Consider the following 24,149-nt stretch of genomic DNA (forward strand, 5'->3'; position numbering starts at 1 on the left):
CCTCTCCAACTACGCCAGACATCTGGCAAAACTGGCCATCCGCTTCAACGAACTGCCCACAGAAGTGGACCCTGACCGGATCCAACGATTACCTGCATTTGGTCAAGCGGAGCCACAGCACCCCTTCTGAAGCTTATTTCAAGTTTACAGTTTATGCCCTGAGGTTTGCCTACCGGATCGAAGGGATGAAGGATAAGCGAATCGAGCTTCCCTACCATTAAGCGGAGTAAAAGACTTCCCATTGTACTGAGTAAGGAAGAAGTCCGCAGACTTCTTAAAGCTCCCAAACTGCTCAAGCACCGCGTTCTGATAGCCCTGCTTTACGGCTGTGGACTCCGCTGCTTTGAGGTCAGGAACCTGAAAGATTGCCGATCGGATTTTGACAGAAAGATACTGCATGTGAAGGATGGCAAAGGAAAGAAAGACCGCTATGTTCCGCTAGCAGATATTCTGATCCGCGGGATTAAGACTACCTGGAGGCCGAACAGCCCATTGAGTGGCTGTTCAATAGTAAAGAACAGATCATAGGTCGTGCAGGTGGAGACTTTGACGGACGTTACTCCCAGCGAGGGGTGCAATGGGCGGTGAATGAAGCCAAAAAGAAAGCGGGTATCCTTAAGCCGATGAACGTCCACACGTTTGCGGCACACGTATGCCACCCACCTGCTGGAAGAGGGTCTGGACATTCTGACCATTAAAGATCTGCTGGGGCATGAATGCATCGACACCACGATGATCTACCTGCATGTCGCCCAGACAGAAAAATACCGTACCTTTAGTCCGCTCGACAGGCTAATACCTGTCCAGAAAGTGAAAGCACGCTTTGAAGTGGCCCATGTGCTCAAGCAACACTGGGCGGGGTGGAAAAGCACCCACATATCAATAGCTGAGAAGTTGCGGACCTTATTATCGGCGCTGAAACGCTGCCGTACTGCTGATCTGGGTGGACATGTGGATGCCTGTACAGACTGTGGCTCGATACGTATCAGTTATAACAGTTGTCGAAACAGACATTGCCCCAGTGCCAGGGCAAAAACAGGGAGGATTGGATCGCCAAGCGCGAAGCCGAGTTGCTTCCAGTACCCTATTTTCATGTGGTATTCACTTTGCCGGACACATTAAATCAACTGGCATTACACCAACCCAAAGCTGTCTATGACAGCCTGTTTGAAAGCGTCTTGGCAGACGGTAGCATGTTTTGCCAAAGACCCCAAGCATCTGGGCGCAAAGCTGGAATGATCGCCATTCTCCATACTTGGGGACAGACGATATCCTTCATCCCCATCTGCATTGCATCGTACCGGGAGGTGGATTGACAAAATACCAAAAGTGGAAAACAGCCAAAAGCAAAGGCAAGTACCTCTTTCGGTGATGGCTATGAGCAAAGTATTCAGAGCCAAGTATGTAAAAGCTCTAAAATCCAGAATCAATCCCGATAAGAGACGATCAATGCTTTGTTCCAAAAAGAATGGGTGGTATATGCCAAACGGCCGTTCGGACATCCCAAGGCAGTGCTGGAATATCTAGGTAGATACACCCACAAGGTCGCCATCTCCAACCATCGTATACTGGACATTGACCAAAAGCGCACTTCATTCAGTTACAAGGATTATCGTCAAGGCGCTCAGAAGCTGGAAATGACTCTGGATAATCTGGAGTTTATCAAGCCATGCATATTTTACCCAAAGGGCTGAAGCGTTCGGATCCGCCACTTCCGGGATATTGGGAAGTTCATCCAAGCTGATCACGATACCACTCATTCATCAGGAACTTGGAATTCCGATTCAGAAAAAGAGCCCCGCATTCCAGAGCCCTATAAACCACGATACTGCTCCTGCTGCCAGAAGAAACCATGGTGAGCATACAACGCCTGCCCAAGCGTGGCCCTCCGAAAGCCATCTTTCTGCTGTCACAATCAATTTAGTTCCTGATTTTACTCTGGCTGCCTGCCCGCTGCAGGAGGGGCGAAGCTATGCCCATGCAATAAAAGCCCTTCCAAAAAGGGAATGGAAAGGCTAAAAACAAAAGACTTTTCTTTAAATCGATTCCAAATCTTCTGACTGGTATTACTTTTAAACTAATTGGACACCTCGTTTTCTTCAAAAAATCTCACGACTCGTCCCCATAAGAACCTCACCGGTTCTCCCGATACGCTGGGCTATCGGGACAGGCTGTGCAACATCGGTTTACCTCCGGTGAAAAGGTGATTTTATGACTCGGTGAATGCTTTGCATTTCATCGTTCGTGCTACGCACGCGACGAAAACCTAGTTGTTAGGCACAGTAGTTTCTTCTCCATATAGTTCTGGATATTTTGTCTTTGAAATACAACAAACACTTTTCTCCAATGATTTGTCGATGATATTTTGCCAACCTAAATTGTCAAATTGCTTTTCTAACTCGATGCAAACTTTCAGGTCGTCCTCGGTTACTTCATAACGGTTTTCGTCTCGTGTCCCTGAAATAGTTATTTGAATTGAATTGTCATTAACCCAAACAAACGTTTTGTGTCCAAAAATTATTGAATGTCCAGGCTGTACTAAGTCTGTGAATTGTTTTATTTCATTTTTAAATTTATTGTATTCGTCAGCTGGATAAGGTTGTCCGATTATAGGTCTTGGAAAGTCGTCAGGGATTGTGTTTAAAGTCAAACCAAGTTGTCCAATTTTATTTAGTAGGTCTTGTCTGTCAGTAAATGCAAATGCTACTTGAAATTCGTCACCATCATTTGCGTGTCCACCCCAAGCTCTTTTAAAATAAAAATATCGCAACTGTCTTAACCACTCTCTAATTGTCTGTTTAGAGTGTCGTTCAAATAGCCAATTGTCCGATAGTTTTTCTATTTGCATTGTGTCGTCTTTCTATTGTGCCTAACACCTCGCTAAACCCTAGTCCTACTTGTCTATTTCGTATATATTCGCTTTGTCCACAGGGGTACGGGGAGTTGTTGAAACCAAATTAAGAATTTCGTCGATCCCGAAAAGCAGGTATTAGATATTTTTTTTAATCAAAAGCTAGTTCACAGGCCCAAAGCTTTTGTGAGAATGCCTCGAATTCCAATTGAATGAAAGACTACCTTTTCGTAAAACCTTCAAATCCTAGCTGTTTTAAGCTGTCTTTTAAAAACCTTAAAGCTTCAACTGAATGAACTCTTCAAATCCTGTCAACAGGCTTAAAAAGTCTCGACAAATGATATTCGTACGATTCGTACACCTCGTACCTCTCGTACCGTACGAAAGTACGAGTTGATAATGTGGACTTAATCTGGAAAATTTATTCTGAGGCTCTTTTTTGATCAAAAAATAGATGAATTCGCTACTGAATTAAAAAATAAAACCCTAACTACCACTATTTCAGATAATTAGGATTTTTACTGGCAGAGAGGAAGGGATTCGAACCCCGATAACCCCTTTAGGGGTATACACGCTTTCCAGGCGTGCTCCTTCAACCACTCGGACACCTCTCTAGTTGAATTTGACTTGCTATTGCAAATCGGAGTGCAAAGAAAAAATTATTCCCCCGTTTTCCAAATCTAACTCTAAAATATCCTGAATTTCTCTAGGTGGTCATTTCTCCAGCGAGTGGAACCATCAATTGTTTCTTCACTTCATCAGCAGAAGAATACTGCCCTAACAAGAACATTAATTTTGTTACCGCCGCCTCTGTGGTAATATCTGCCCCGCTAATAACACCAACATTCAACAACTCTTTACTCGTCTCATACCTTCCCTGAATTACTCTACCTCCATTGCACTGAGAAACATTTAAAAGGATCAACCCTTTTTTAACAGCCCTGGACAAGGAATTCATAAACCAGGTTTCACTAGGAGAATTCCCAGAACCATAGGTTTCTAAAACCACCCCTCTTAAACCAGGGATATCAAAACAAGCATCCATGATTTGGGAAGTGATCCCCGGGAATAGTTTTAAAATCATGACTCTATTATCCAGAAGGTTTTTATATACCAACTCCTTATTAGGTTCATAAGGTCTAATAGAAGCCGTATTATAATCAATCACAATCCCAGCCTCCGCCAAGGAAGGATAATTCTCTGATTCAAATGCATCAAAGTGGACAGACTGTACCTTTTTAGAACGGTTTCCTCTCAATAAAACATGATTAAAAAATACACAAACCTCAGGTACTATAGGATTCCCATTGATTTTAGCGGTCGCAATTTCCAATGAAGTCATCAAATTCTCCCGGGCATCTGAACGCATCGCCGAAATCGGCAATTGTGCACCAGTAAAAATCACAGGTTTATTGAGCCCTTGAAGCATATAACTCATCATGGATGCAGAATAGGCCATCGTATCAGTCCCATGTAGCACGACAAACCCATCATAGCTATCATAATTCTCATAGATAATATAGGCCATATCGGTCCAATGCTTCATAGAAACATTAGATGAGTCAATAGGCTCAGGAAATGAAATTACCGTGATCGCAATATTCATATTGGAGAGAATAGGAATCTTTTCCAGAATCTTTCCAAAATTAAATGGCACTAAAGACCCTGAATCATCGTAAGCCATACCCAAAGTTCCACCAGTATATATAATCAACACTGATGATGTCTTACTGGTACGAAGGCCTGTATTTAGTCTTACTATTTTATAATTCATAGCTCAAACTCCCTGAATAGGTTCAATGCATTCTCTTTGGTTTTCTTGGCTACCTCCTCTTTAGAAATTGCCAAATAGTCTCCAATTTTCTCTGCTATTATAGGTAAATAAACTGGAGAATTCCTTTTACCTCTATGAGGAACTGGCGCTAGGTAAGGAGAATCAGTCTCTAAAACCAAATTCCCTAATTCTAACTGCGGAATTACTTGATCCAAACCTCCGTTTTTAAAAGTGGAAACTCCACCTATTCCCAAGAGAAATCCCAACTCAATAATCTCCTGTGCTTGTTGCAACGTACCTGTAAAACAATGGAAAACACCAGTCAAGCTACCATCTTGCTCTTGTCTAATGAGTTCGATCGTTTCATCCATGGATTCTCTACAATGGATCACTACTGGAAGTTTCTTTTTCTTAGCCCATCCTATCTGTATTTTCAACGCTTCTTTTTGTTGCTCGAAAAATGTCTTATCCCAGTATAAGTCCAATCCTATTTCCCCTACCGCAGCAAATGGGCGCTTTTCCAACCATTCTTCCATCACATAAAGTTGTGTCTGAAAATCCTCCTTCACATCACAAGGATGAAGCCCCATCATCGGAATACAAAGATCCGGGTATTTCTCTTCGCAGGCCAACATGGCATCAATGGTTTCAACATCAACATTGGGCATATATACACGCTCAATTCGGCTTCACGGATTTGATCCATCACCTCGTCTCGGTCAGAATCGAATTTGGAAGAGTAAATATGTGCGTGGGTTTCAATCAGGTTCATAAGTAATTTCTAGACTTCCAAGTGATTTTGGAAGGCCAAAAATAATAAAGAATAGTAAGGGAGGAGGCAAGCAGGTAATAAAAATCATAGATTGCCAGTACAAACCAAGAAAGTTTTCTGCCCGCTTTATTAGAAACCGCTATTAAAAACATGGATTGTAAAAGGATTTTTAACGCCCAAATCCCAAATCCAAGACTTACATTACTTGCTAAAATCCAAGCCATAGCAGGGAAAAAGAGCAAATGAAAACCTAAGGACACTTTCCATTTCCATGGCAAAGAAACAACTCCTTTGAGCCATCGCTTTCGTTGTCTTAACAAATCAGACCAGCTTCTTTCCGCTTTGGTCTTTAAAAGCATACCCGGACTGACTTGTTGATGTACCTGAAAGCCCAAACGGTTTATAGACCTGGAAATCTCTAAATCTTCGGTCCAAGAAAATTTAGTGTTTTCATAACCTCCAGACTCCAAATAAGCCTTCCGTGAAATCACCATATTGTTTCCCAACCCAGTGGTATGAGCTCCCATATCCGAGACGATTTTGGTGATCGCTAGAATATTCCACCAATCTATTTTTTGAAATTCTGCGAAAAGAGTGTGAGATTCTAATTCAGTTACACCATTCAATAGCCCTATATCTTCCGAAAAACTGTTTACCCCTTCTTTAACCCAGTCTTTACCCACCACACAATCTGCATCCGTAAAAAATAAAAAATCTCCTTTTGCCTCTTTAGCCATGATGGCTAAGGCATTTGCTTTTCCATTGATGGGAAATTTCCCCAGGTGCTGTCCCTTAATGGAAAAAACCTTACAATTAGTGGTTCTTTCCTTCCATTCTTCCAATATCACCAGCGTACCATCTTCACTTTGGTCATCTGCCATTAAAAACTCAAGTTGCTCGGAAGGATAGTCCAAATCCTGAAGTGAAGCCAATAAGTTAGGAAGGTCTTTTTCCTCATTTCTAGAAGTCACCAAAACAGACACTTTAGGAAAGTTACTTGGATTCGATTTGGAAAAATCAACCCAGAAAAATAATGCCCGAAAGATAAGCACTAAGTACTGGGCAAGCAGAATGCTTACTGCAAAAAACGCCAAATAGAAAATTATAGTGTTGCCGTTGTCCAACCTTTGTCTAGAAGTTTATCTAAGTAAGTTGGTAAAATTTTGGGTAAAACTGAACTGGTCTTTTGCTGATCATGAAATAGCACGATTGATCCAGGACCTGTATTTTCAATAGACTTTCTCAGGACCTCTTCGGCATCGAGTTTTAGATCATAATCTCCACTCAACATATTCCACATCACTATGGAATGCGTTTTAGAAATTTCCTTGGCTTCCGCTGAAGTCATCAGTCCATAAGGAGGGCGAAATAATTTTGTCTGAACTCCCAGTTGATCCTCTATTATTTGATTACAAGCCAGAAAGTCTTGGACGTATTTTTCCCTTTTGGTTTTCCAGCCATTCAGATGATGAAAGGTATGGTTAGCTAATTGGTGTCCTTGAGAAAGCACTTCTTTGGCTAAGGAACTGTGCTTCCGAACATTATCACCAACCATGAAAAAAGTAGCTTTCATAGCCCGTTTAGAAAGCTCCTGAAGGACAAAGTCCGTCACTCCTGGTACAGGACCATCATCAAATGTCAAAAAGACTTGGTTTCCTTCTGAATTCTTTGACCAAATTCTTTGTGGAAATAATCGCTGAATAACCAATGGAACGGTATGAAATACCATGATTAACGGAACCTAAGACTCAATAATGTCAAATCATCTCTTAATGGTACATCTTTAGAAAAATCATTCATTTCCTTAAAGAACTCTCTGTGAAAATCATCTGGATCTACACACAAGTGCTGTAAGACAAAATCTTCCAATTTATCTTCACCATACTCCTCCCCCTCTTCATTGGTAGCTTCAGTTACTCCATCTGTGTACAGGTGAATTGTAAAGTCCTTTAGATTCTCTTTTTCATCAATCTCCAAGAAAGGAAGCTCTTCAAAAGCCCCTAAAATGGTGGTTCCAGCATTTAATAATTCGATCTTCCCTGGAATATTCCCGCATAAGAGGGGGCATTATGCCCAGCATTTACGTACTGAAACTTATTGGTTTTGAAATTATAGTACCCAAGAAAAAAAGTTATGAAGCGCTCCCCTTTTGTATTTTCAAAAAGCGTAAAATTCAACTGGTTCACGATCATTTTCAAATCTGCGTCACTTCTTAATAACGTGCGAAGGGTTGCCTGAAAATTTGACATTAGAAGAGCCGCTGCAAAGCCTTTTCCTGAAACATCCGCAATACAGAAGAATACCTCATCTTTGGATCGCTGAATCAGATCATAGTAATCTCCCCTACCATGCTATGAGGAAAATAAGTCACCTTGGCTTTCAGTTTATCTGTAACAGGTAATTCCGCAGGAAACAACATTTGCTGAACCTGACTCGCAATGGCAATTTCCCTGTTCAATACTTCCTGTTGCAATTGTTTTCTTGCAAAACGTTTATTTTCAAGGGCTACTACCAAAATATTGGTCAAGGCTTGCGTAAAATCAAGATCTAAATCCTGAGATAGGTCTTTCCTTTTGAGGAATAAAATCGCAAGCATTTTATCCTTGTGGTAAACCGGCAAATATGTCTCCAAATCTTGAAACGAATACCCATCGGGGAGTTCTATCCTGAGTTGATCCGAATCTTTTTCAGAGATAATATCATCTAAAGGAATCAATTGAGGAACATTTGATTTAACTCCATGTGCAATGATTTTCTCAAAGGCCCCTTCTTTAGCAACATACAAAACCATTGCTTTAATGTTTAAATGCACCAAGCAAGTAAACTTGAAGATATTTGCTAAAACCACCTCAGACTGATTTTCATTGATCGCCTGGGTGATTTCGAGCAATGCTTTAAGCTCTAATTCTTTACGTTGATATTTTATTGTCTCTGTAGTCAATGCTAAATCGTATTATGGGCCATAAGACCTTTTTTGGTGGCAAGGAAAAATAATTTCTCTCCTTCTTCCAAAACATTCACAGTATAAAAACACTCTTCATCGGGAGCAGTCAAACATTTGATCAAACCTTGCTTGTATAAAGAGTCCAAGGCTGTCAATATTTCTTTAGTCCCTAATTCAAGTGTTTCTTTTAAGTAATCAAATGACTGCACGAAATACAGTTCATCCATTACATCAAATTCTTCCTCACTCATAACTTATTAAATAGCTAAATTAATCAGATCTTTTGGTTACCCGACCCTTCCAAATGTATTTCCCTCGAAACACTCCCATCACAACCAAAATAACATAAAAAGGATGGATGAAGGAAGTCCCAATCAAAGCGGTTAATTTGAAAGGTTTTCCCAAACTTCTTAAAATTCTTTCAAAGGCTACGATTTCTGCTAGGATTTTGAAGAGCCAAATTGAACAAAAACCCAAAAAACTGATCTTCCCCAAAAAAGCAGCACCAGACTTGAAAGCCAAATCACTTGAAAGAGGGCTGGAACAGCTGCCGCCAAGGAATGAAAAAGAGAAGTGTGACTTTTCCATTTTCCTGCCCATCTAACTTTTTGATGAATCAATGAATTCCAATTGGGCTCTGGAACTGTCTGAATAAGAGCTTCTTTAAAAGGGAGGTATTGTACGGCACTTTCACCAAACACACTTTTTATCTTTTTGAGTAAGAACTCATCATCTCCAGATGGATTATGCTCATTCCCTACATAGCCTTGTACTTGATGAAAGGCAGATTTCCTAAATGCCATATTTGCAGCACTGCATGTCAAGGCTTTTCCTTTTGCAAAGCTATAATTGGTCACCAGCAAATTGCTCACCCACTCCATTAATTGAAAACCAGAAAAAAAATCTGATTGGTTCTGGGGTAAAATGGGCCCAGTCACTAATTGAATCTGTGGGTTTTCAAAGGTAGCTAAGAGGACCTCAGGCCATGTTTCCTCCCATTTACAATCAGCATCAGTGGTAAGGATAATCTCTCCGCTAGCTAGCGATATGGCATGAATAATTGCTGCTTTTTTACCAATTCCCGAGCTTTGGATTACCCTCACTCGCTCAGAATTCAAAAATTGCTGCTCAAGTTTCAATAATGTTCCATCCTCGCTATGATCGTCTACCAAAATCACCTCTTTTAATGAAGGTAAACTCCTGTTAATCGAAGATATCAAGGAAGGTAGATTCCCTGCCTCATTCCTTAGAGCAACCACCAAAGTCGCAGGTAATAGCTGGTTAGGACATTTCACTTCACGGCTTCCCTTTGGCCAGGTCAAACTCATTCTCCAGAGCAGAAAGAGATAGAAGAGATTACAAATCAGGTAAAAACTTAGCATCTTTTGGGCTAACTTGCGAGGGTGAGTAAAGAAGTGAAAAATACGGCTAAGGAAAAAATCATTTTAGGCATAGATCCAGGGACTACGGTCATGGGTTATGGATTAATAAAAACAGAAGGCAAGAAATATGAACTGCTTCAATATGGAGTCATTCATTTGAAGAAATATGATTCTCATGAATTAAAGCTCAAGAAAATTTTTGAAAGAATCACTGGGATCATCGAAGAGTATTTACCGGATAGTGTTGCACTGGAAGCCCCATTTTATGGAGTTAATGTACAATCTATGTTGAAATTGGGCAGAGCTCAAGGAGTAGCCATGGCCGCAGCTTTGGCAAGGGAAATTCCAATCACGGAGTATTCTCCCAAAAAGTAAAGCAGTCTGTAACCGGAAATGGAAATGCCTCCAAGGAACAAGTAGCAGCCATGCTCCAGACACTTTTCAAATTAACAGAAATCCCGAAAATGCTTGATGCAACCGATGCTTTGGCAGTGGCTTTATGCCATCATTTTCACGAAGGAAGGACGCAAACCAGGGGACGAAGTCAAGGCTGGAAATCCTTTATAGAAGAAAACCCAAATCGAGTGAAAAAATAAAACCCGGCCTAAACCGGGTTTCAAAATTGATTATTAAAGGTCAATTCCTAAAGACAATTTGAGTAGTCTGTTTTTGACGTTGGTATCAAAATAATTTAAACTAGTCAATCCAAAATCATAGCTGGCCTGCACATTAAATCCTAAAGGCAGATTGACTCCTACACCTACTACGCCACCAACATCATATCCTCTAATCACATCCGTACTTGTAGAGGTATTACCTCCTAAGGAATATTTTCGGGAAGCTAAAATAGAAGCCTGAGGCCCAGCAAACACATTGACAATTGGTAGGAAATCAAATCGTACCAAGACCGGAACATCGATGTAATTTAATTTTTCATTGATCTCATCTCCTGATGAACTTTCTACACCTTCATATCCTCTTTGAGAATATTGGATACCCGGTTCCACTGCAAATATCCCTAAGTCAAATTTATAATACCCTCCAGCATGGAAGCCTAGCTTGGCATCATAGTTTGTATTTGAGAAGTTAGCGGAACTTAACCCCGCCCTTAATCCAAATTGAGCCTGAGCGGCACCAATAAACCCTAAGGTCAATATCAAAAACAAGACTTTTTTCATTTGATCAATTAAATAATGATTGGAAATTTTTCTATTTACTAAGGATTGTTTTCTACAAAAATTCGACCAAGGATGGTGAGTTCAAAAATTTATAGACTTCTTCCTTCTATTAATTAAAAGAAATCAAAGCCCAGAGAAAGCTTCAACCCTTTATTTCTTCTATTTGGATAATTTTCTCCTAGATCATTTCTCGCAATATCAAAGCTGGCTTGAACATTCAATCCATAAGGCAAATGAATCCCTATACCTCCTACTCCACCAAACTCAGTCTTTGGAAATGCATCCATATTCGTATCTACCACTCCTTCCAACTCATATTTTCTAGACATCAACCAAGACATTTGAGGTCCTACGAATAAATGAATATCCGGAAAAAAGTTGATCCTGATTAATAAAGGAGCATCTACATAATTGAATCGCTCGTAGATAATTTTACCTGTATTTCTATCATTCCCGCGAAAGCCTTTTTGGGAAAATTGAACTCCTGGCTCAATTGCAAAAAAACCTAATTCAAGCCGGTAATACACCCCTCCATGTGCTCCCAACCTGGCATTGACATTTGAGTTGGTAATATTACTGGAGCTTAACCCTGCTCTAATCCCTGCTTGTCCATGTACTAAACTTATTAGACCAAGCGATAATAGGAGTAGAAAAAGAACCCCTATAAGTTGTTGATTAACTATATTTTGAACAAAATTTTTGATGGAGAAGAGAGTATTTTCAAATGTTTTCCAAAGAAAAATCGCTCATCTAATCTAGATTTTTTAATTTACTTCCTAAAACTAGCAGAAGCTTTTCATTATAAAATCAATCAATTAGACTTTTTCTACCGAATACATGGAAAAGATTCTTGGCATTTTTGACAAATTCCCATTTTTGAGCGACAGCGCAAAGACAGGTTTTTTGAGCAATCTCGAAGAGGTAGAGTTCAACAAGGGAGATTTACTGGCCAAAGAAGGTGAAGTGAGCCAATATTTGTATTACTTTTCTGAAGGAGCTGCTAGAAGTTATTATAGTAGAAACAATAGGGACATTACTGTTTCTTTCACCTTGGATGGCGAATTTGTTACAGCCATGCATTCCTTTATCACAAGGAAGCCATCCTATGAAAACATCGAGACCTTAGAAAAAGTAAGGCTTATCGAATTTCACATGATACACTTGAGAACATGTTTGTGAATTATCCTGAAACAGAGCGTGCCTATCGATTGATTTTAGAGGAATATTACATCGTTCTAGAGGAGCAGCAAATATTCTCCAAATTCAAGACCGCAAGAGAGCGATATTTAGAACTAATGGAGTATAGACCCAAGGTAATTCAGAAAGCCTCAGTAGGACATATAGCTTCCTATTTGGACATGAGTATTGAAACTTTGAGTAGAATCAGAAGTAAAATTTAATTAATTGATTTTTGTCAATAGTATTTTTTGCATAGCATGGCAATCTTTGAAGAAGTAACTTTATCTCAACCCAAATGCCATGAAAAATTTTCTTCCGTTTTTCGTTCTTTTTTGATCCTGGCCTCTTGTAGTAGCCGATCCAATGAGCAGACCTTTGACTCTTCCAAATTACCAAGAGCCTCAGAAGCACAAGTGGAAAAATTGGTGGAAGATTTCATTATGGTGGAAGATGGAGGGACCATTTCTATTGAACCGCTTTTTTACGATCTGAAAACGCAGCTGATTTTAGATAATAAAAAGAACATCAAAATCATTGGAGCAGGAATGGATCAATCCGTTCTTTCTTTCAGGAATTTGAAAACTGGAGGAGAAGGAGTCAAGATTGTAGGAGAGAATATCCTGATGGAAAACTTTAGCGTCGAGGATGCTCCGGGAGATGGCATTAAATCTCAGCACACCGATGGAATTACCTTTCGGAAATTGAATGTTACTTGGACGAATGGAGATAAATCCAAAAATGGAACGTATGCCATTTATCCGGTACAATGTAAAAATGTGGTAATCGATGGATGTATTGCCTCACATTCCAAAGATGCGGGTATTTATGTAGGGCAATCTGAAAATATCATTGTCAAAAATTCACTTGCCTTTGGGAACGTAGCAGGTATAGAAATTGAAAATTGTGACAATGCAGAGGTATTTGACAATGTAGCTAGAGACAATGCCGGTGGCATATTGGTTTTCAATCTTCCTGGACTACCTAAATCTGACGGAAGGGGAACCAAAATCTACAATAATGAAGTAATTGACAATAATCACGAAAACTTTGCAACTCCACTGGGAGATGGTCCAAATGGAAATACAGTCACCATGATCCCACCGGGGTCGGGCATTATCTTATTGGCCGCCAAAGAAGTAGAAATTTTCAACAATAAAATCCATAGGAATAAAACCACTGGTTTGGCTATTGCAAGCTATCAGATTACTGGTTTCCCTGCAGAAGCCCCCAATTGGTCTCCTTATTCCCATGACATTTATGTGCATGACAATAGCTATGAACGCACGCTTAAAATCCCTGATTTAACTCGAGAATTAGGGCAATTGATTTCGGTGTATAATGCCCATGGCAAAGCAAAGACCCAGGATATCGTATACGATGGAATCTGGGACAAAGAAATCAGCGATAAAATAGAAACCAACCCCATGCGAATTTGCCTGCAGGAAAAGGGAATGGATAAACTCCATTTTACCATGTTTTATTTGATGGATGGAGAAGACAACATCGAATCTTTTAAAGATTACAACCCATTCCAAGGATGTAATGTGAATGTATCTACTGACGTATCCAACTTGGCTTCTCTTTAATCATGCTGAAAATTACTTCAAGAATCCTCGGATTGGCAGGTATTTGCCTGTTTATCTCTTGCAAAGAGTCTACCCAAGAACCTGAACAACCTTCAAAAGAACCCTCCAAGAAGAGCTGGCAGATGGGGAATATCCGTATCGCAGATTGTCTACCTATGGTTTTTTTGAAGGAGAAATGAAAAAGCTCCAAGCATCCTCTTCTATTTTACCCTATGAACCAGCATCCTCCCTTTTCACAGATTATGCCCTTAAAAGCAGATTTATTTCAATTCCTGCCTCTGAAAAAGTAAAGATTCATGAAGGGAACTTTCTGTTTCCTATCGGTACGATCCTAATCAAAAACTTTTACTACCCTGCTGATTTCAATAGACCAGAAGAGAATTTAAAAATCATTGAAACAAGACTATTGATTCATTCAGAAAAGGGCTGGGAAGCATTTCCTTATATCTGGAATGAGGAACAGACGGATGCAGTCCTAAAAGTTGTAGGAGGAGAACAAAATGTTAAATTCATTCAAAAGAATGGAGAAGAGCAAGTGATCAATTATTTAATTCCGAATAAAAACCAGTGTAAGACCTGTCATAACAGTTCGGAGGAACTAGCTCCAATTGGAGTAAAAATCAAACATTTGAACCATGAGGTAAGCATTGGGCAAAAAATTCAAAATCAATTAACTTATTGGAAGGAAAAGGGAATCCTTGAAGGGTTTGAAGGCCCTAATGAACATCCTTCTTTGGTGAATTACGCCGATGAGTCACAAGCTTTATCGGATCGAGCCATGGCCTACTTGGACATCAATTGCTCCCATTGTCATCAATCTGAAGGTCCTGCCAGCACTTCTGGGCTTTTTTACATTTTGATCAACAAGACCCCATGAAACTTGGGGTAATGAAAACCCCGGTCGCCGCAGGAAATGGAGCAGGAGCTTTTGATTATGACATAGTCCCAGGAAAGGCTGATGAATCAATCATTACCTACCGTATGAATTCCACAGAAGTGGGTATTGCCATGCCTGAATTGGGCAGGACTACCATCCATCAAGAGGGGGTCGCATTGATCCGGGATTGGATAAATTCTATGGACAAATAGAAACGGAAGCTTTTTAAAACCACATCTGTCAGCGTGAGTCTTAAAAATTCTATGAACATACAAAAAAGGAAATGACAGAAATTTGTCTTAAAAAAGGGATTGCAGTCACCCTGAGCGGAGTCGAAGGGTCCTCGACTCCGCTCGGATTGACCTGTATATCGTTCTATAAAATCCATCTGTAATTGGTAGCAGAGTCGAAGGTTTCATTATGAAAACGTACCACATTTGGACTCCGCTCAGTGTGACAAAATTATTGATAAGACAGCCTTTAGAATGTATACCCAAGAGAAATCTTGAATCCACGATTATACACATCCGCATCACTATTTTTAAAGATCGGAGTCATTCCATAATCATAGGACCCCTGCACATTAAAGCCTTTAGGAAGATTATAACCTACACCAAAGACCAGTCCCAAATCAGTTTCTTTGGTGTTATCCCCTTCAAAGGAAATAGTAGAACCAAAGAAATCACCTTCATATTTTGAGTTGGCAAGAAATGAAATCTGTGGACCGGCAAAAACATTGAATCCTTCAGATGGATAAAGCCTAAACAATACCGGTACATCCACATAATTAAAGATGGCACGGCTATCCACTGCATCATTATTTTGGGTTCCTTTTACGGAATAATAGATTCCTGGCTCAATAGCAAAACGATCGGTAGCAAACATCATCGTATAAATACCAGCATGAAATCCTACTCGGTTGGTATAGTCATTTTCTTCTACATCAGAACCCCCAAAATTGAATAGATTGGCACCTCCTCTAATACCGAAACCTCCCAAATAATTTGTTTGAGCTTGTGTGGCTGAAATCCCAATGAATCCAAGGGCAATTACTAGAAATAACTTTTTCATGTGTTTTAATAGTTGGTTTCCCATCTATTATTCCAGAGTTATGCCAAAACGGAGGATCAGAAAAAAATACTACTAACTTATGACTTTCTTTTCTACATAGTCGGAGTTCAACAAGCCAAGCGCTCCCATGTACTTTAATTCAAAATTCAAGGTATCTCCCACTTTATATTCTGCAGGGTTTTCACCCAGGTTAATGATGATCATATCTGAACTTGCTCCTAATATTTCAAAGCTTTGATCTTTCGGGATGAGGTATTTTGGATCTACATCCAACAATCCAATATCTAAGATAGCCCGAAATGAGCTTTTCCCATAGAGTTCAGTATCTATCTCCGCTACCTCTCCTTGAGGGTTAGCTGCCAGATTCCCAACGGGTAACATGGGTTTTTCCTGCATTTCAATAATCTCTGCATGGAGTTCAAAAACATCTGCTTTCATCCCCTCAATAAGCTTTTCCTCAAATAGGTCCAAGCCAAAATAAAGGGTTTCACCCACTCTGAAATGGTTAATTCCTAGTGGCAATTGATGGTTTAAAATCAAGGGAATAGTCACAGACGTTCCAGCCGAAACCCAAGGAATTTTCTTGTTGAATTTTAATTCAATGATTTGCTTGTAAAGCGAAAGCTGGATCAATTTATCGGTAGAGGGCATGACCCCATTTAGGCAATTTAAATTGGTGCCTAATCCGATTACTTCAATATTGGGCAATTGAAAAATCTGGGAATAAAATTCCACTAATTGTTCCCCCATTACTCCTTCACGAAGATCTCCGGTCTCTACCATGATGATGATTTTATGCTTCTTATTTTGAAGCACTGCCTCTTCACTGATCCAGTGTATCGTATCTAGCTCACTGTTCAGGCTCACATCGGCAAATTCCACCATTTTCCCCACATTTCGTTTAGAAACGGGTTTGATGTACACGGTTTGGACTTCGGGATTGATCTTTTTGACCATCGCTAAATTACTGATCCTGCTGTCGTGAATTTCACGTACGCCCAAATTGATTAGTTCCTGAAGAAAAGTCCTGTTTCCACAAAGAAGTTTGGAAACCACTCCCCAGGAAATGGATTTTTCATCAAAAAGTTTTTTGAGAAACTCAAAATTTGTTTTGAGTTTGGTCTTATTTAAAGTCAGATAAGCCATTTATTTTGTCAATCTCATCTCGAGATATTTGTTAGTAAAGCCAAGTCTTTCATACAGTTTTTTAGCTGGGTTATCAGGTTCTACATGGAGAGCAATAGCTCCATTGGCCATTTTAATAGCCATTTCCATCAACTTTCCTCCAATGCCTTTCCCTCTTTGGGACTCATCTACGGCTATGTAAACTAATATATTCTCAGGAATATATCCAGACATTCCGGTCTTGTTCATTACCAGAGCCCCAACAATTTTCCCTTTTTCTCTAGCCATCACAACAAATCCCCCTGCATGGAGCCCTTGGTCCAAAGCATAGTCAAGACATTTCATGATGTCATCTTTTGGATCTCCGTATTTGCCTAAGTGATGGAAAAGGAAATCTGCAATTTCATTTTTTTGCAGGAAAGTAGCGGAATCAATCGCTGAAAGTGTTTCTAGCTTGATCATATAGATTTTAACTTTGAACTATTTAATTTTTGAAAATAAGTTACTGACAAAAATGCCAGAAAAGAGATTAGGAGCCCGAATAAATTGGCATCCAAATCGAAAGGTAGAGCTACTTCTGCAATCGTCAGGCCAGCCGTAACCGACCCGCCGGCAATCATAGAAACTACAGCAGCAGTCCCATTGTTTTGATTAAAAAACAATCCTCCAATGACCGGGATTAATAGTCCCGATACCATAAATGCATAACTATATAACATCAGGCTAAGCACTTCTGTCATTTGCCATGCAATTAGAATCGCTACTCCACCAATGATAAGTGTAAGGATTTGACTTAAGCGAATTTCTTGCTTGTGTGTCTTCCCTTTCATAAATCTACCCAATAAATCTGTGGTAAGATTACCCGATGCGGCCATCAAACAGGAATCCGCAGTAGAAAGCACCGCTGAGAAATAAGCGGACATCATCAATCCCAATATCCCGGCCGGTAAGATCTGGCTTAGTAGGACTGGCAATCCCATTTCAGGATCCATCCCCAGACCAAAGCCTTCCAATACTCCCTGCTCTACCGCCACTCTGGAAAGCAGACCTAATGAAACTCCAAGGAAAGCCATGATCGGCCATTCAAATAAACCCGCTATAAACCAGGCTTTTTTGCAGATCGAACGTCTCTCGCTGCAAAGATCCGTTGATAGAGCGTCATACCTACAAACCAAATTGGGACAATAGTAATTCCCCAATTGGCTAAATCTTGCCAACTAAGGTTTGAAAAGGAAAAGAATGATGCTGGAAGAGTGCTTGAGATTCCTTCCCAACCACCGACAAAATGGTAAGCCATGGGCACACCAATCAACATCAGTCCAAGCATCAATATGATCCATTGAATGGTGTCGGTGTAGATCACCGCTTTCAATCCGCCCATCACGGTGTAAACCACGGCAATACCTCCCATTATGAGTAAAGCATAATGCAAGTCTAATGCTTCAAATGTCCCTGAAGCCAATTTCGCCCCCGCTAACAATTGGGAAGAAGAAAAGCCTAGGTAACCCAAAAAACAAATGACTGCAGCGACTCTTGCTGCATTGGAATTATAGAGGTGCCCTATAATTTGTGGGAAAGTGAAAAAATTTGAAAATGCAGGATCTGACTTGACTCTTGGTATCAATAAGACGGCTGCTAACCAAGCCCCCAGTAATCCAGTAAAAAGCATCCAGGATCCTGAAATCCCCATGGCAAAACCTAATCCACCCAAACCTATTGAAAATCCTCCTCCTACATCAGTAGCAACGACGGAAAGTCCAATATGCCAACTACCTATATTTCTCCCTCCTACGTAATAATCCTCCTGATCTGTGTTTTTCTTCATGTAAAAATCCCACACCTAGCATTGCCAGCATGTAGGCCAAAAAGATCCCCAGATCTATCCAACTCATACCCTATTTTGATTTGTAATAAATTCATTCTAAATTATAACTTTTCAAAGTTAGGCTTTTATGCTCAATTAATCGAATTTTGAGCTTTTTAATATTGAATTTTTATTATTAGTATAATAAATTCTTTAAATAGTTAAAATTTATATAATTTTTAGAAACTAGGATTTTTATTCTAAAAAGACTGTTTGAAGCCATTAACTTTACATCCTTCAGCTAATTTAGAAAGGTCAATTAGTACATGAAATTCAATTCAGGTTTTATTTCATTTTACCCTATTTTTAAAATAAAAAAATGTAATCTTTTGAATCAGCACTATTCTATTTTGTCGATGGAATAAAGTCCTTGGCTTTTGTAAAATTGGTGTTGACTATTAATTAAGAAGTTTTGCTATAAACTACAGGCATTTGTCCTTTCCATTTATTCCAAAGTTCCTGATCCTCCATCAATTTTGCCATGAAATGCCCAACGTTAATTCGGCTTACAGTCCCAGCATCAAAAATCGCACTTCGTATGGGTGAAGGATAAACTTCATATTCACTGACTTGCTCTTCATTTACCAAACCATCTGGACGAACAGCTACCCACTCCATGAAATTACAATTTTGACCAACTTGGATCCGTAAATAACCTGCAGCTTTTTCATTGTCTACATGAGGAGGTAACACTAATCGAAGAAGCGCAATGATGAATCTTTCACGTTTGGATATGGGCTCGTCTAAATCTCTGTTACGGTTTCCTGAAGTATTCATCAAAACAAATTTCACAGGCTTAGCAGCGGCATTCTTTTTATAGCATGACTGAGGAGCTTGACAGTATCCGTAACAAGTCTTCGAGGTTTTCCATAAAGCCCCATTAAATCTACCGTATGACCTAAACAAGAAGCGACTGCCTGACAACCCTGAATATATTCCGCCATTTCATTAACTGTAAAATCTGATACATTTCTGAATGATCGAAAGTTGGTCATTCTTTATCCAAGATTCAGGCAACTTTTCAGGGGAACGGACAATCACCCTAACTTTTTGTTGATCCTTTAACAACTGCTCCACTACCTGTTTTCCGGTGGCTCCACTTGCACCAACTACTAATATTGTCATGCTCTTTAAATCTTAAAAAAATCCCAAAAAATGGATGTTTAATTTTTCTTAGAATACTTTAATATCACATTTTTTTGTTTAAGTCACTCCCTTTTTTCTTTCTACAAAGAAGAAGGTCAAGATTGCCAGAATAAAAATTAGGGTACCAAAAAAAGCAACATATTCATTTTTTAGAGCCAATAAACGCAGTCAAAGTTATCATTTGATTGGCCTCATCAATTAATTGACTTAGATAACCATTTAAAAAGAAAAGCCCGCAAACCAAAAGCCATGGCCAACCTGATTTCCATTGAATAAAGAATAAAATCAAGCCGAAAACTACACTAATATAAGTTGCGGTAATTCCTGAAGTTTCAAATCGATAGAATGTTTCTGGACCTTCAATTATATACCCCGGAATAAAACTTATTAATGTAAAAAAAGAGCTATCCCAAAGAATAAGAGAGATGTGCTCATTAATAAGTGCCCATGCAACAATCGTTTTTTCGGAAAAGGAACCCTAACAAAATAAGTATGGCCACCTCGAAAGCTGGAAAGATATTTTGAATGACAAACATATCAGCTTCACCCCGGGCAGCAGATTTTGATGCAGAGTGAACAGATAATAACATTAATGTTGCAATTAGAATGGGTCCTACTATAAAAATTGATTTACCTAGTCTCCTATGTGTAGAATTATTCTGGGACGTAATAAAAATCAACTGGATCAAAAGTAACCCTAGCCAACAAAAAGTAGTCAAAACGTGCAAGTTTTGATAAAAAGTTGGACTTGATTCAGGGCCGAAATAAATATTCCAAAACCCTGCAATACTTACCAAAATAGTAATTAACAAAAAGGCCTTATTGAATTTGTTTTTTAAAGAGACCTTCATTTTACTTAAGGAATTTCATTTATTGGATGATAAGGGTTTTAATCTAAAATCAGTAGCAGAATTTACGTACCGATTTTCATTGAGAAGATACTTAAATTAAATGAAAAGCGGGTTACGAATACCCCTAAACCGCCTTTGGTTAACTATTTTTAGTAAGCAATTATTCCAGGTTTTGAATGATTTTCAGCTTTCGCCTCAGTCTAAATGCAAATATTGTCGGGATTATGGCAACCAATAAGCCAATTAATAATCCTTGAATAGTGAATTTCATGGTTTGAGCAGTATCAATGTCATGCCGGTGATTCCATATCTCTACAATCTTTCCTTCATTATTGATTCTGAAAACATTAATGATGGGAATACTACCCGATCCGATTGCAATTTTTCCAAGTAAAGTAGAAGGATTATAGGTGGTCTCCCATCTAGTAGCAACCAAGTCCCCTTCCGCAATTTGATAGTAGATTTTGGAGTTTTCCCATGCTCCATTATCCCAGAAGAAGTCTGCAATGTTTTTCTGCTCAACAGCAGGCTCAGTTACTCCTTTACGGTCTCCAATATCGTGAACAACGTACTCAGGAGCCACATATTCCTCATATTTGTCAGTATTATTCGAGAACCAAAGGTCCTGGTAAAAATTACGGGCTATTGCTTTGTTCCTTTCTTGGATATTAGTTGGAGATAAATTAGCTTGTTGCGAATAGGATGTTAATGACAATCCTAAAACTCCCAAAATCAGAATGATGTGTTTCATGACAATCGTTTTCTTGCAAACTACACCATTGCTTGATCAGAGATTTAATGTAAAAAGCCATTTTAATAGTCTTGAAAGACGGGAAGACTAATTTGAGCCTGAAGGTAGATAACCGAAGAATTTTTTATAAGCCTTGGTGAAGTTGGAGGGATGAGAATAGCCGAGCAGATAGCTTACCTCTGTCGGACTCTTTGCATTTTTTTGAATTTCGGTCATTGCAAATTCCATTCGTACCCTATTACGGTATTCCATCGGCGGCAAGCCAAAGACCTGTTTAAAAGAACTCTTGAATTTAGATTGACCCATATGCGCCAATTTTGCCAATTCACTTATGGAGGGAATTTTAGTATTAGTTGGGTCTCGGAGAATGATCGAAATTTTGAAGAGATTTTTAGGTCTTCAGGGTGCAACTTACCTGAAGCCACCCCTTTTTTATGGCTTTTTAGCTTGTTGAAAAAGCGCTGCATAAAATCGAGTACGAGCCCATGACATTTTAGCTTATTGTCCATAGCTGATAATGCCAAAGAGAGTTTATTATCTAAAATTGGGTCTAAGTCTTCATAGACTAAACTTTTTCTCGGTCAATGATATTCTGCCAATCTTCGAAGTAAGAACTTAAAAAGGTGTCGCTAAACCGAATGGTAGCTACCTCGGATTCTATATTGGGTGGAATTTGAGTAACTATTTTAAGATCTGGACCATAGAGTAGAATTCCGATCGGAAGATATCTTTGGAAATGAATGACTTGATCACCTACCTTTTTCTCCTGCTTTATTTTGGAAAGATTGATATGGATAATAAACCATTTTGTGTCAGCTGGATTGACTGAAGTCATGGTAATGGGCACTTTGAATGGTGCTCTTCCGAAATGGTGAAATTCAAGTTCACCAGGGAACTCTATATATTTTACCTCACTTTCAATAATGGCAGGATTCGGTCTCAACCCATTCCCTGTTTTTGTAAAATTGAAGTAATGATCAAATTGATTGATGATGTTTTTGGTAATGTCTATATAAATTTCCATTGATCTACATTCTATTTCCTATGGATCGCTTGCCAACCTCACGATCGATAGTTTTCCATCACTCAAGACCCTGATCTTCCAACTAATGTAAATATAACCTAGAGAACCTAAACTGTAAATTAACCATAGGGCATTAACCTAGCCTTGAGACTGAGTTGATGATGTGCACAAGAAGCATATTGTCTTAAGCCAGGTTGAAACACTTAATATTGAAAGGATAATGGTAAGTTCTCGAACCTAATTTCCTGGTTAGACTTTGCGTTATCAAACTCAAGAATTAGATCGAACTCTTTAGATTTCAAGAAATCAATAGTTCCCCCAGAAAGCTTTTGAATCGATTCAGTTACCTCATTGACTTCGGGAGTTCGAAAAGTAGTCTTTGTAAGTTTCCTTAGCTTTTTTGGATGGTCCAATGGTTCATTCATTTCTTTTTTATGTCCATTGTAAGGTAGTCTGAAAATCCAAGGTAATTGAGGTTCTGTAATGAAATCAATTGTCTTACCATCCGGAAAATATACTGGTTGGTAGGTCGATGAGTTGGCGAAAATTAATTCAGAGTCCTCATCATTAATCAAGCAAAATCCAAAAGGAAGGTACTCGTTATTCTTAAAATTTGATCGTTCCCAAAGCTTGGTTGGTTGAGTTCGCTCATTCTGAATTTCGAGTTGATTGTGAACCCACAGGATCTCTAAAAGAAGTTCTCAAAATAGAATTTTCTATTTGTCGTTCCCTGACCTAGATGAGTTCTACTACTTCCTTCAGTTAGTCCGAACTTGACCAGTTCATCTGCCTCAACTCCTGAGTTGCTCGAAAAGATAAAGATGTGGTCGATTTTCACCTATATGGATTTTTTGGAATTGAGCATAAAGTAAAGTATATGTGGAGCGCGGCCGCATAGGGAGATTTACCGCATATTAATTCTTGTGCTTTCGTTAATTTTTGACATTATTTTTTCTTAATTCCTGTCCTATTTCAGCTACCATTTTTTTGCTATTTGCAATTATTTCTGTGATGTAATTTCGCTGTACTCCATTAACAGCGTCTATTACATGACTATAGAATCTAGCCAAGGCTAAATAAGAAGGTGAATTATGATTGCTGATCCAGGCAGTATCAATCTTTGTAATATCGGATGAAGTATCTCTATAGTGCCTCTTTCGAAAATCAAAAGAGTCTAAATTGGAGGCTTTATAATAATGCCGTGAATCCTCATTAATCTCTCTAAAGTTTTGTTGATACACTTCTATTAAACCATAATGATCACTCAATTCATTTAGCAAATCCTTATTCTTAATAATATATATGCCACTGGTATTAATCATTTCATCATAGGTCTTTCTACTTACTGTAAAACTTCGCCAACGGAATTGAATAAGAGAATCAACGGTTAAAATGTCATTTACTGATTTTGCATCAAGAAATAATTCCCACCCTTTCTCTTGATTCGATTGATAAACAGCTAAAATAGAATCTCTCAATATTAAATTCTGAATATCCAAATTGATATCATATTTCAGCTTTTGAAGAAATGACAATTCCTTTTCACGTTCTTTTCTATCTCCGTTAAAATCATTTAGCTGAATGGCAATTAGAATACCGATTACGACAAGTATGATCTCCCCGATAGCATAAATCAGATACTTGCTGAATTTATTTTCAGTAAGTAATTTTTGCCTAATTTTTCTAAAAATTTTATCATTGATTAGCGCTTGATTCAAATGATTTGCAACGTTTTGGCTATGATTTTGGTGTGGAATCGTTCACAGAATTATTT

At 38.9% G+C, this 24,149-nt stretch carries 26 protein-coding genes, 1 tRNA gene and 6 pseudogenes; 10 read left to right on the forward strand and 23 right to left on the reverse strand.

What is annotated here, in order from left to right:
* Positions 1-144 precede the first annotated feature (144 nt).
* Positions 145-399, reverse strand: a complete 255-nt coding sequence (locus V8V91_RS10625) for a hypothetical protein (protein WP_373400043.1) — start codon at positions 397-399, stop codon at positions 145-147.
* Here V8V91_RS10625 and V8V91_RS10630 point away from each other — a divergent pair.
* From V8V91_RS10630 to V8V91_RS10640, 3 genes and pseudogenes are all read left to right on the forward strand, one after another.
* A complete protein-coding gene (locus V8V91_RS10630; RefSeq protein WP_373400660.1) occupies positions 307-528 on the forward strand; it encodes a tyrosine-type recombinase/integrase in 222 nt (73 codons plus the stop codon). The genes V8V91_RS10625 and V8V91_RS10630 overlap by 93 nt on opposite strands.
* Positions 529-639: 111 nt before the next feature.
* Positions 640-699, forward strand: a pseudogene (locus V8V91_RS10635) (hypothetical protein); the annotation flags it as partial.
* A 96-nt stretch (positions 700-795) separates the two neighbouring features.
* A pseudogene (locus V8V91_RS10640) lies at positions 796-1,924 on the forward strand (transposase).
* Between the two features lie 342 nt (positions 1,925-2,266).
* On the opposite strand, the gene V8V91_RS10645 reads toward V8V91_RS10640, so the two are convergent.
* From V8V91_RS10645 to V8V91_RS10685, 9 genes and pseudogenes are all read right to left on the reverse strand, one after another.
* Positions 2,267-2,848 carry a hypothetical protein gene (locus tag V8V91_RS10645; RefSeq protein ID WP_373400044.1) on the reverse strand — a complete coding sequence of 194 codons (582 nt, stop codon included), beginning with the start codon at positions 2,846-2,848 and terminating at the stop codon, positions 2,267-2,269.
* A 525-nt stretch (positions 2,849-3,373) separates the two neighbouring features.
* Positions 3,374-3,465 (reverse strand) — tRNA-Ser (locus V8V91_RS10650).
* A gap of 92 nt (positions 3,466-3,557) precedes the next feature.
* Positions 3,558-4,625, reverse strand: coding sequence for an asparaginase (locus V8V91_RS10655; protein WP_074226279.1), 1,068 nt, complete (start codon positions 4,623-4,625; stop codon positions 3,558-3,560).
* Positions 4,622-5,397, reverse strand: a pseudogene (locus tag V8V91_RS10660) (TatD family hydrolase). The gene V8V91_RS10655 and the pseudogene V8V91_RS10660 overlap by 4 nt, the downstream one beginning before the upstream one ends.
* A complete protein-coding gene (locus V8V91_RS10665) occupies positions 5,394-6,380 on the reverse strand; it encodes a glycosyltransferase (RefSeq protein ID WP_373400045.1) in 987 nt (328 codons plus the stop codon). Before V8V91_RS10665 ends, V8V91_RS10660 begins: the two are co-directional and overlap by 4 nt.
* Before the next feature lie 119 nt (positions 6,381-6,499).
* A complete protein-coding gene (locus tag V8V91_RS10670; RefSeq protein ID WP_373400046.1) occupies positions 6,500-7,126 on the reverse strand; it encodes a polysaccharide deacetylase family protein in 627 nt (208 codons plus the stop codon).
* Positions 7,127-7,128: 2 nt separating this feature from the next.
* Positions 7,129-8,338 (reverse strand): annotated as a pseudogene (locus tag V8V91_RS10675) (PP2C family protein-serine/threonine phosphatase).
* A 2-nt stretch (positions 8,339-8,340) separates the two neighbouring features.
* Positions 8,341-8,592 (reverse strand): hypothetical protein, encoded by a 252-nt coding sequence (locus V8V91_RS10680; protein WP_074226275.1) that lies wholly within the window; start codon positions 8,590-8,592, stop codon positions 8,341-8,343.
* 189 nt (positions 8,593-8,781) lie between these two features.
* Positions 8,782-9,669, reverse strand: a complete 888-nt coding sequence (locus V8V91_RS10685) for a glycosyltransferase (protein ID WP_373400047.1) — start codon at positions 9,667-9,669, stop codon at positions 8,782-8,784.
* A 75-nt stretch (positions 9,670-9,744) separates the two neighbouring features.
* Between V8V91_RS10685 and ruvC the strand changes: the two are divergent.
* A pseudogene (gene ruvC / locus V8V91_RS10690) lies at positions 9,745-10,319 on the forward strand (crossover junction endodeoxyribonuclease RuvC).
* A 33-nt stretch (positions 10,320-10,352) separates the two neighbouring features.
* On the opposite strand, the gene V8V91_RS10695 reads toward ruvC, so the two are convergent.
* On the reverse strand, positions 10,353-10,901 hold the full coding sequence (locus tag V8V91_RS10695; protein ID WP_373400048.1) for a porin family protein: 549 nt from the start codon (positions 10,899-10,901) through the stop codon (positions 10,353-10,355).
* Between the two features lie 113 nt (positions 10,902-11,014).
* The gene (locus V8V91_RS10700) at positions 11,015-11,644 is read right to left on the reverse strand and encodes an outer membrane beta-barrel protein (RefSeq protein ID WP_373400661.1); all 630 of its coding nucleotides are present in this window, start codon (positions 11,642-11,644) and stop codon (positions 11,015-11,017) included.
* Positions 11,645-11,738: 94 nt separating this feature from the next.
* Here V8V91_RS10700 and V8V91_RS10705 point away from each other — a divergent pair, with 94 nt between their 5' ends.
* The 6 genes from V8V91_RS10705 to V8V91_RS10730 are packed head-to-tail and all read left to right on the forward strand — an operon-like array spanning position 11,739 to position 14,755.
* Entirely contained in the window at positions 11,739-12,080 is a 342-nt protein-coding gene (locus V8V91_RS10705; RefSeq protein WP_373400049.1) for a Crp/Fnr family transcriptional regulator, read from the forward strand.
* The gene (locus V8V91_RS10710) at positions 12,071-12,301 is read left to right on the forward strand and encodes a hypothetical protein (RefSeq protein WP_373400050.1); all 231 of its coding nucleotides are present in this window, start codon (positions 12,071-12,073) and stop codon (positions 12,299-12,301) included. Before V8V91_RS10705 ends, V8V91_RS10710 begins: the two co-directional genes overlap by 10 nt.
* Positions 12,302-12,337: 36 nt before the next feature.
* The gene (locus tag V8V91_RS10715) at positions 12,338-13,666 is read left to right on the forward strand and encodes a parallel beta-helix domain-containing protein (protein WP_373400051.1); all 1,329 of its coding nucleotides are present in this window, start codon (positions 12,338-12,340) and stop codon (positions 13,664-13,666) included.
* Between the two features lie 2 nt (positions 13,667-13,668).
* Positions 13,669-13,845: a hypothetical protein gene (locus V8V91_RS10720; protein WP_373400052.1), complete on the forward strand. Its 177-nt coding sequence runs from the start codon at positions 13,669-13,671 to the stop codon at positions 13,843-13,845.
* The gene (locus tag V8V91_RS10725) at positions 13,842-14,543 is read left to right on the forward strand and encodes a hypothetical protein (protein ID WP_373400053.1); all 702 of its coding nucleotides are present in this window, start codon (positions 13,842-13,844) and stop codon (positions 14,541-14,543) included. The genes V8V91_RS10720 and V8V91_RS10725 overlap by 4 nt, the downstream gene beginning before the upstream one ends.
* Positions 14,540-14,755, forward strand: coding sequence for a hypothetical protein (locus V8V91_RS10730; RefSeq protein WP_373400054.1), 216 nt, complete (start codon positions 14,540-14,542; stop codon positions 14,753-14,755). The genes V8V91_RS10725 and V8V91_RS10730 overlap by 4 nt, the downstream gene beginning before the upstream one ends.
* A 268-nt stretch (positions 14,756-15,023) precedes the next feature.
* Here V8V91_RS10730 and V8V91_RS10735 read toward each other — a convergent pair whose 3' ends face one another.
* The 11 genes and pseudogenes from V8V91_RS10735 to V8V91_RS10785 form a co-directional block, all read right to left on the reverse strand.
* Positions 15,024-15,614 (reverse strand): porin family protein, encoded by a 591-nt coding sequence (locus tag V8V91_RS10735; RefSeq protein WP_373400055.1) that lies wholly within the window; start codon positions 15,612-15,614, stop codon positions 15,024-15,026.
* Between the two features lie 72 nt (positions 15,615-15,686).
* Entirely contained in the window at positions 15,687-16,760 is a 1,074-nt protein-coding gene (locus tag V8V91_RS10740) for an alanine racemase (protein WP_373400056.1), read from the reverse strand.
* Complete coding sequence (locus V8V91_RS10745) at positions 16,761-17,201, reverse strand: GNAT family N-acetyltransferase (RefSeq protein ID WP_074226266.1); 441 nt, start codon at positions 17,199-17,201, stop codon at positions 16,761-16,763.
* Positions 17,198-18,631, reverse strand: a pseudogene (locus V8V91_RS10750) (sodium:solute symporter). The gene V8V91_RS10745 and the pseudogene V8V91_RS10750 overlap by 4 nt, the downstream one beginning before the upstream one ends.
* A 374-nt stretch (positions 18,632-19,005) precedes the next feature.
* Positions 19,006-19,395 carry a hypothetical protein gene (locus tag V8V91_RS10755; protein ID WP_373400057.1) on the reverse strand — a complete coding sequence of 130 codons (390 nt, stop codon included), beginning with the start codon at positions 19,393-19,395 and terminating at the stop codon, positions 19,006-19,008.
* Between the two features lie 156 nt (positions 19,396-19,551).
* On the reverse strand, positions 19,552-19,728 hold the full coding sequence (locus V8V91_RS10760; protein WP_373400058.1) for an NAD(P)H-binding protein: 177 nt from the start codon (positions 19,726-19,728) through the stop codon (positions 19,552-19,554).
* 1,032 nt (positions 19,729-20,760) lie between these two features.
* On the reverse strand, positions 20,761-21,351 hold the full coding sequence (locus V8V91_RS10765; RefSeq protein WP_373400059.1) for an ester cyclase: 591 nt from the start codon (positions 21,349-21,351) through the stop codon (positions 20,761-20,763).
* Positions 21,352-21,438: 87 nt separating this feature from the next.
* Complete coding sequence (locus V8V91_RS10770; RefSeq protein WP_373400060.1) at positions 21,439-21,675, reverse strand: helix-turn-helix domain-containing protein; 237 nt, start codon at positions 21,673-21,675, stop codon at positions 21,439-21,441.
* Positions 21,676-21,916: 241 nt separating this feature from the next.
* Entirely contained in the window at positions 21,917-22,375 is a 459-nt protein-coding gene (locus V8V91_RS10775) for a hypothetical protein (RefSeq protein ID WP_373400061.1), read from the reverse strand.
* 203 nt (positions 22,376-22,578) lie between these two features.
* Positions 22,579-22,950: a hypothetical protein gene (locus V8V91_RS10780; protein ID WP_373400062.1), complete on the reverse strand. Its 372-nt coding sequence runs from the start codon at positions 22,948-22,950 to the stop codon at positions 22,579-22,581.
* Between the two features lie 357 nt (positions 22,951-23,307).
* Positions 23,308-24,093, reverse strand: coding sequence for a DUF6090 family protein (locus V8V91_RS10785; protein WP_373400063.1), 786 nt, complete (start codon positions 24,091-24,093; stop codon positions 23,308-23,310).
* Positions 24,094-24,149 lie beyond the last annotated feature (56 nt).

This window comes from Algoriphagus halophilus, from assembly GCF_041729275.1.
GTDB classification, from domain to species: Bacteria; Bacteroidota; Bacteroidia; order Cytophagales; family Cyclobacteriaceae; genus Algoriphagus; species Algoriphagus halophilus_A.

Bases quoted from the DNA above. Each gene is read 5' to 3' on its own strand.
- V8V91_RS10625 (WP_373400043.1), bottom strand. From the start codon at position 399: ATGCAGTATCTTTCTGTCAAAATCCGATCGGCAATCTTTCAGGTTCCT.
- V8V91_RS10645 (WP_373400044.1), bottom strand. From the start codon at position 2,848: ATGCAAATAGAAAAACTATCGGACAATTGGCTATTTGAACGACACTCT.
- V8V91_RS10655 (WP_074226279.1), bottom strand. From the start codon at position 4,625: ATGAATTATAAAATAGTAAGACTAAATACAGGCCTTCGTACCAGTAAG.
- V8V91_RS10670 (WP_373400046.1), bottom strand. From the start codon at position 7,126: ATGGTATTTCATACCGTTCCATTGGTTATTCAGCGATTATTTCCACAA.
- V8V91_RS10680 (WP_074226275.1), bottom strand. From the start codon at position 8,592: ATGAGTGAGGAAGAATTTGATGTAATGGATGAACTGTATTTCGTGCAG.
- V8V91_RS10685 (WP_373400047.1), bottom strand. From the start codon at position 9,669: ATGAGTTTGACCTGGCCAAAGGGAAGCCGTGAAGTGAAATGTCCTAAC.
- V8V91_RS10695 (WP_373400048.1), bottom strand. From the start codon at position 10,901: ATGAAAAAAGTCTTGTTTTTGATATTGACCTTAGGGTTTATTGGTGCC.
- V8V91_RS10705 (WP_373400049.1), top strand. From the start codon at position 11,739: ATGGAAAAGATTCTTGGCATTTTTGACAAATTCCCATTTTTGAGCGAC.
- V8V91_RS10710 (WP_373400050.1), top strand. From the start codon at position 12,071: ATGTTTGTGAATTATCCTGAAACAGAGCGTGCCTATCGATTGATTTTA.
- V8V91_RS10715 (WP_373400051.1), top strand. From the start codon at position 12,338: ATGGCAATCTTTGAAGAAGTAACTTTATCTCAACCCAAATGCCATGAA.
- V8V91_RS10720 (WP_373400052.1), top strand. From the start codon at position 13,669: ATGCTGAAAATTACTTCAAGAATCCTCGGATTGGCAGGTATTTGCCTG.
- V8V91_RS10725 (WP_373400053.1), top strand. From the start codon at position 13,842: ATGAAAAAGCTCCAAGCATCCTCTTCTATTTTACCCTATGAACCAGCA.
- V8V91_RS10730 (WP_373400054.1), top strand. From the start codon at position 14,540: ATGAAACTTGGGGTAATGAAAACCCCGGTCGCCGCAGGAAATGGAGCA.
- V8V91_RS10735 (WP_373400055.1), bottom strand. From the start codon at position 15,614: ATGAAAAAGTTATTTCTAGTAATTGCCCTTGGATTCATTGGGATTTCA.
- V8V91_RS10740 (WP_373400056.1), bottom strand. From the start codon at position 16,760: ATGGCTTATCTGACTTTAAATAAGACCAAACTCAAAACAAATTTTGAG.
- V8V91_RS10745 (WP_074226266.1), bottom strand. From the start codon at position 17,201: ATGATCAAGCTAGAAACACTTTCAGCGATTGATTCCGCTACTTTCCTG.
- V8V91_RS10760 (WP_373400058.1), bottom strand. From the start codon at position 19,728: ATGACAATATTAGTAGTTGGTGCAAGTGGAGCCACCGGAAAACAGGTA.
- V8V91_RS10765 (WP_373400059.1), bottom strand. From the start codon at position 21,351: ATGAAACACATCATTCTGATTTTGGGAGTTTTAGGATTGTCATTAACA.
- V8V91_RS10775 (WP_373400061.1), bottom strand. From the start codon at position 22,375: ATGGAAATTTATATAGACATTACCAAAAACATCATCAATCAATTTGAT.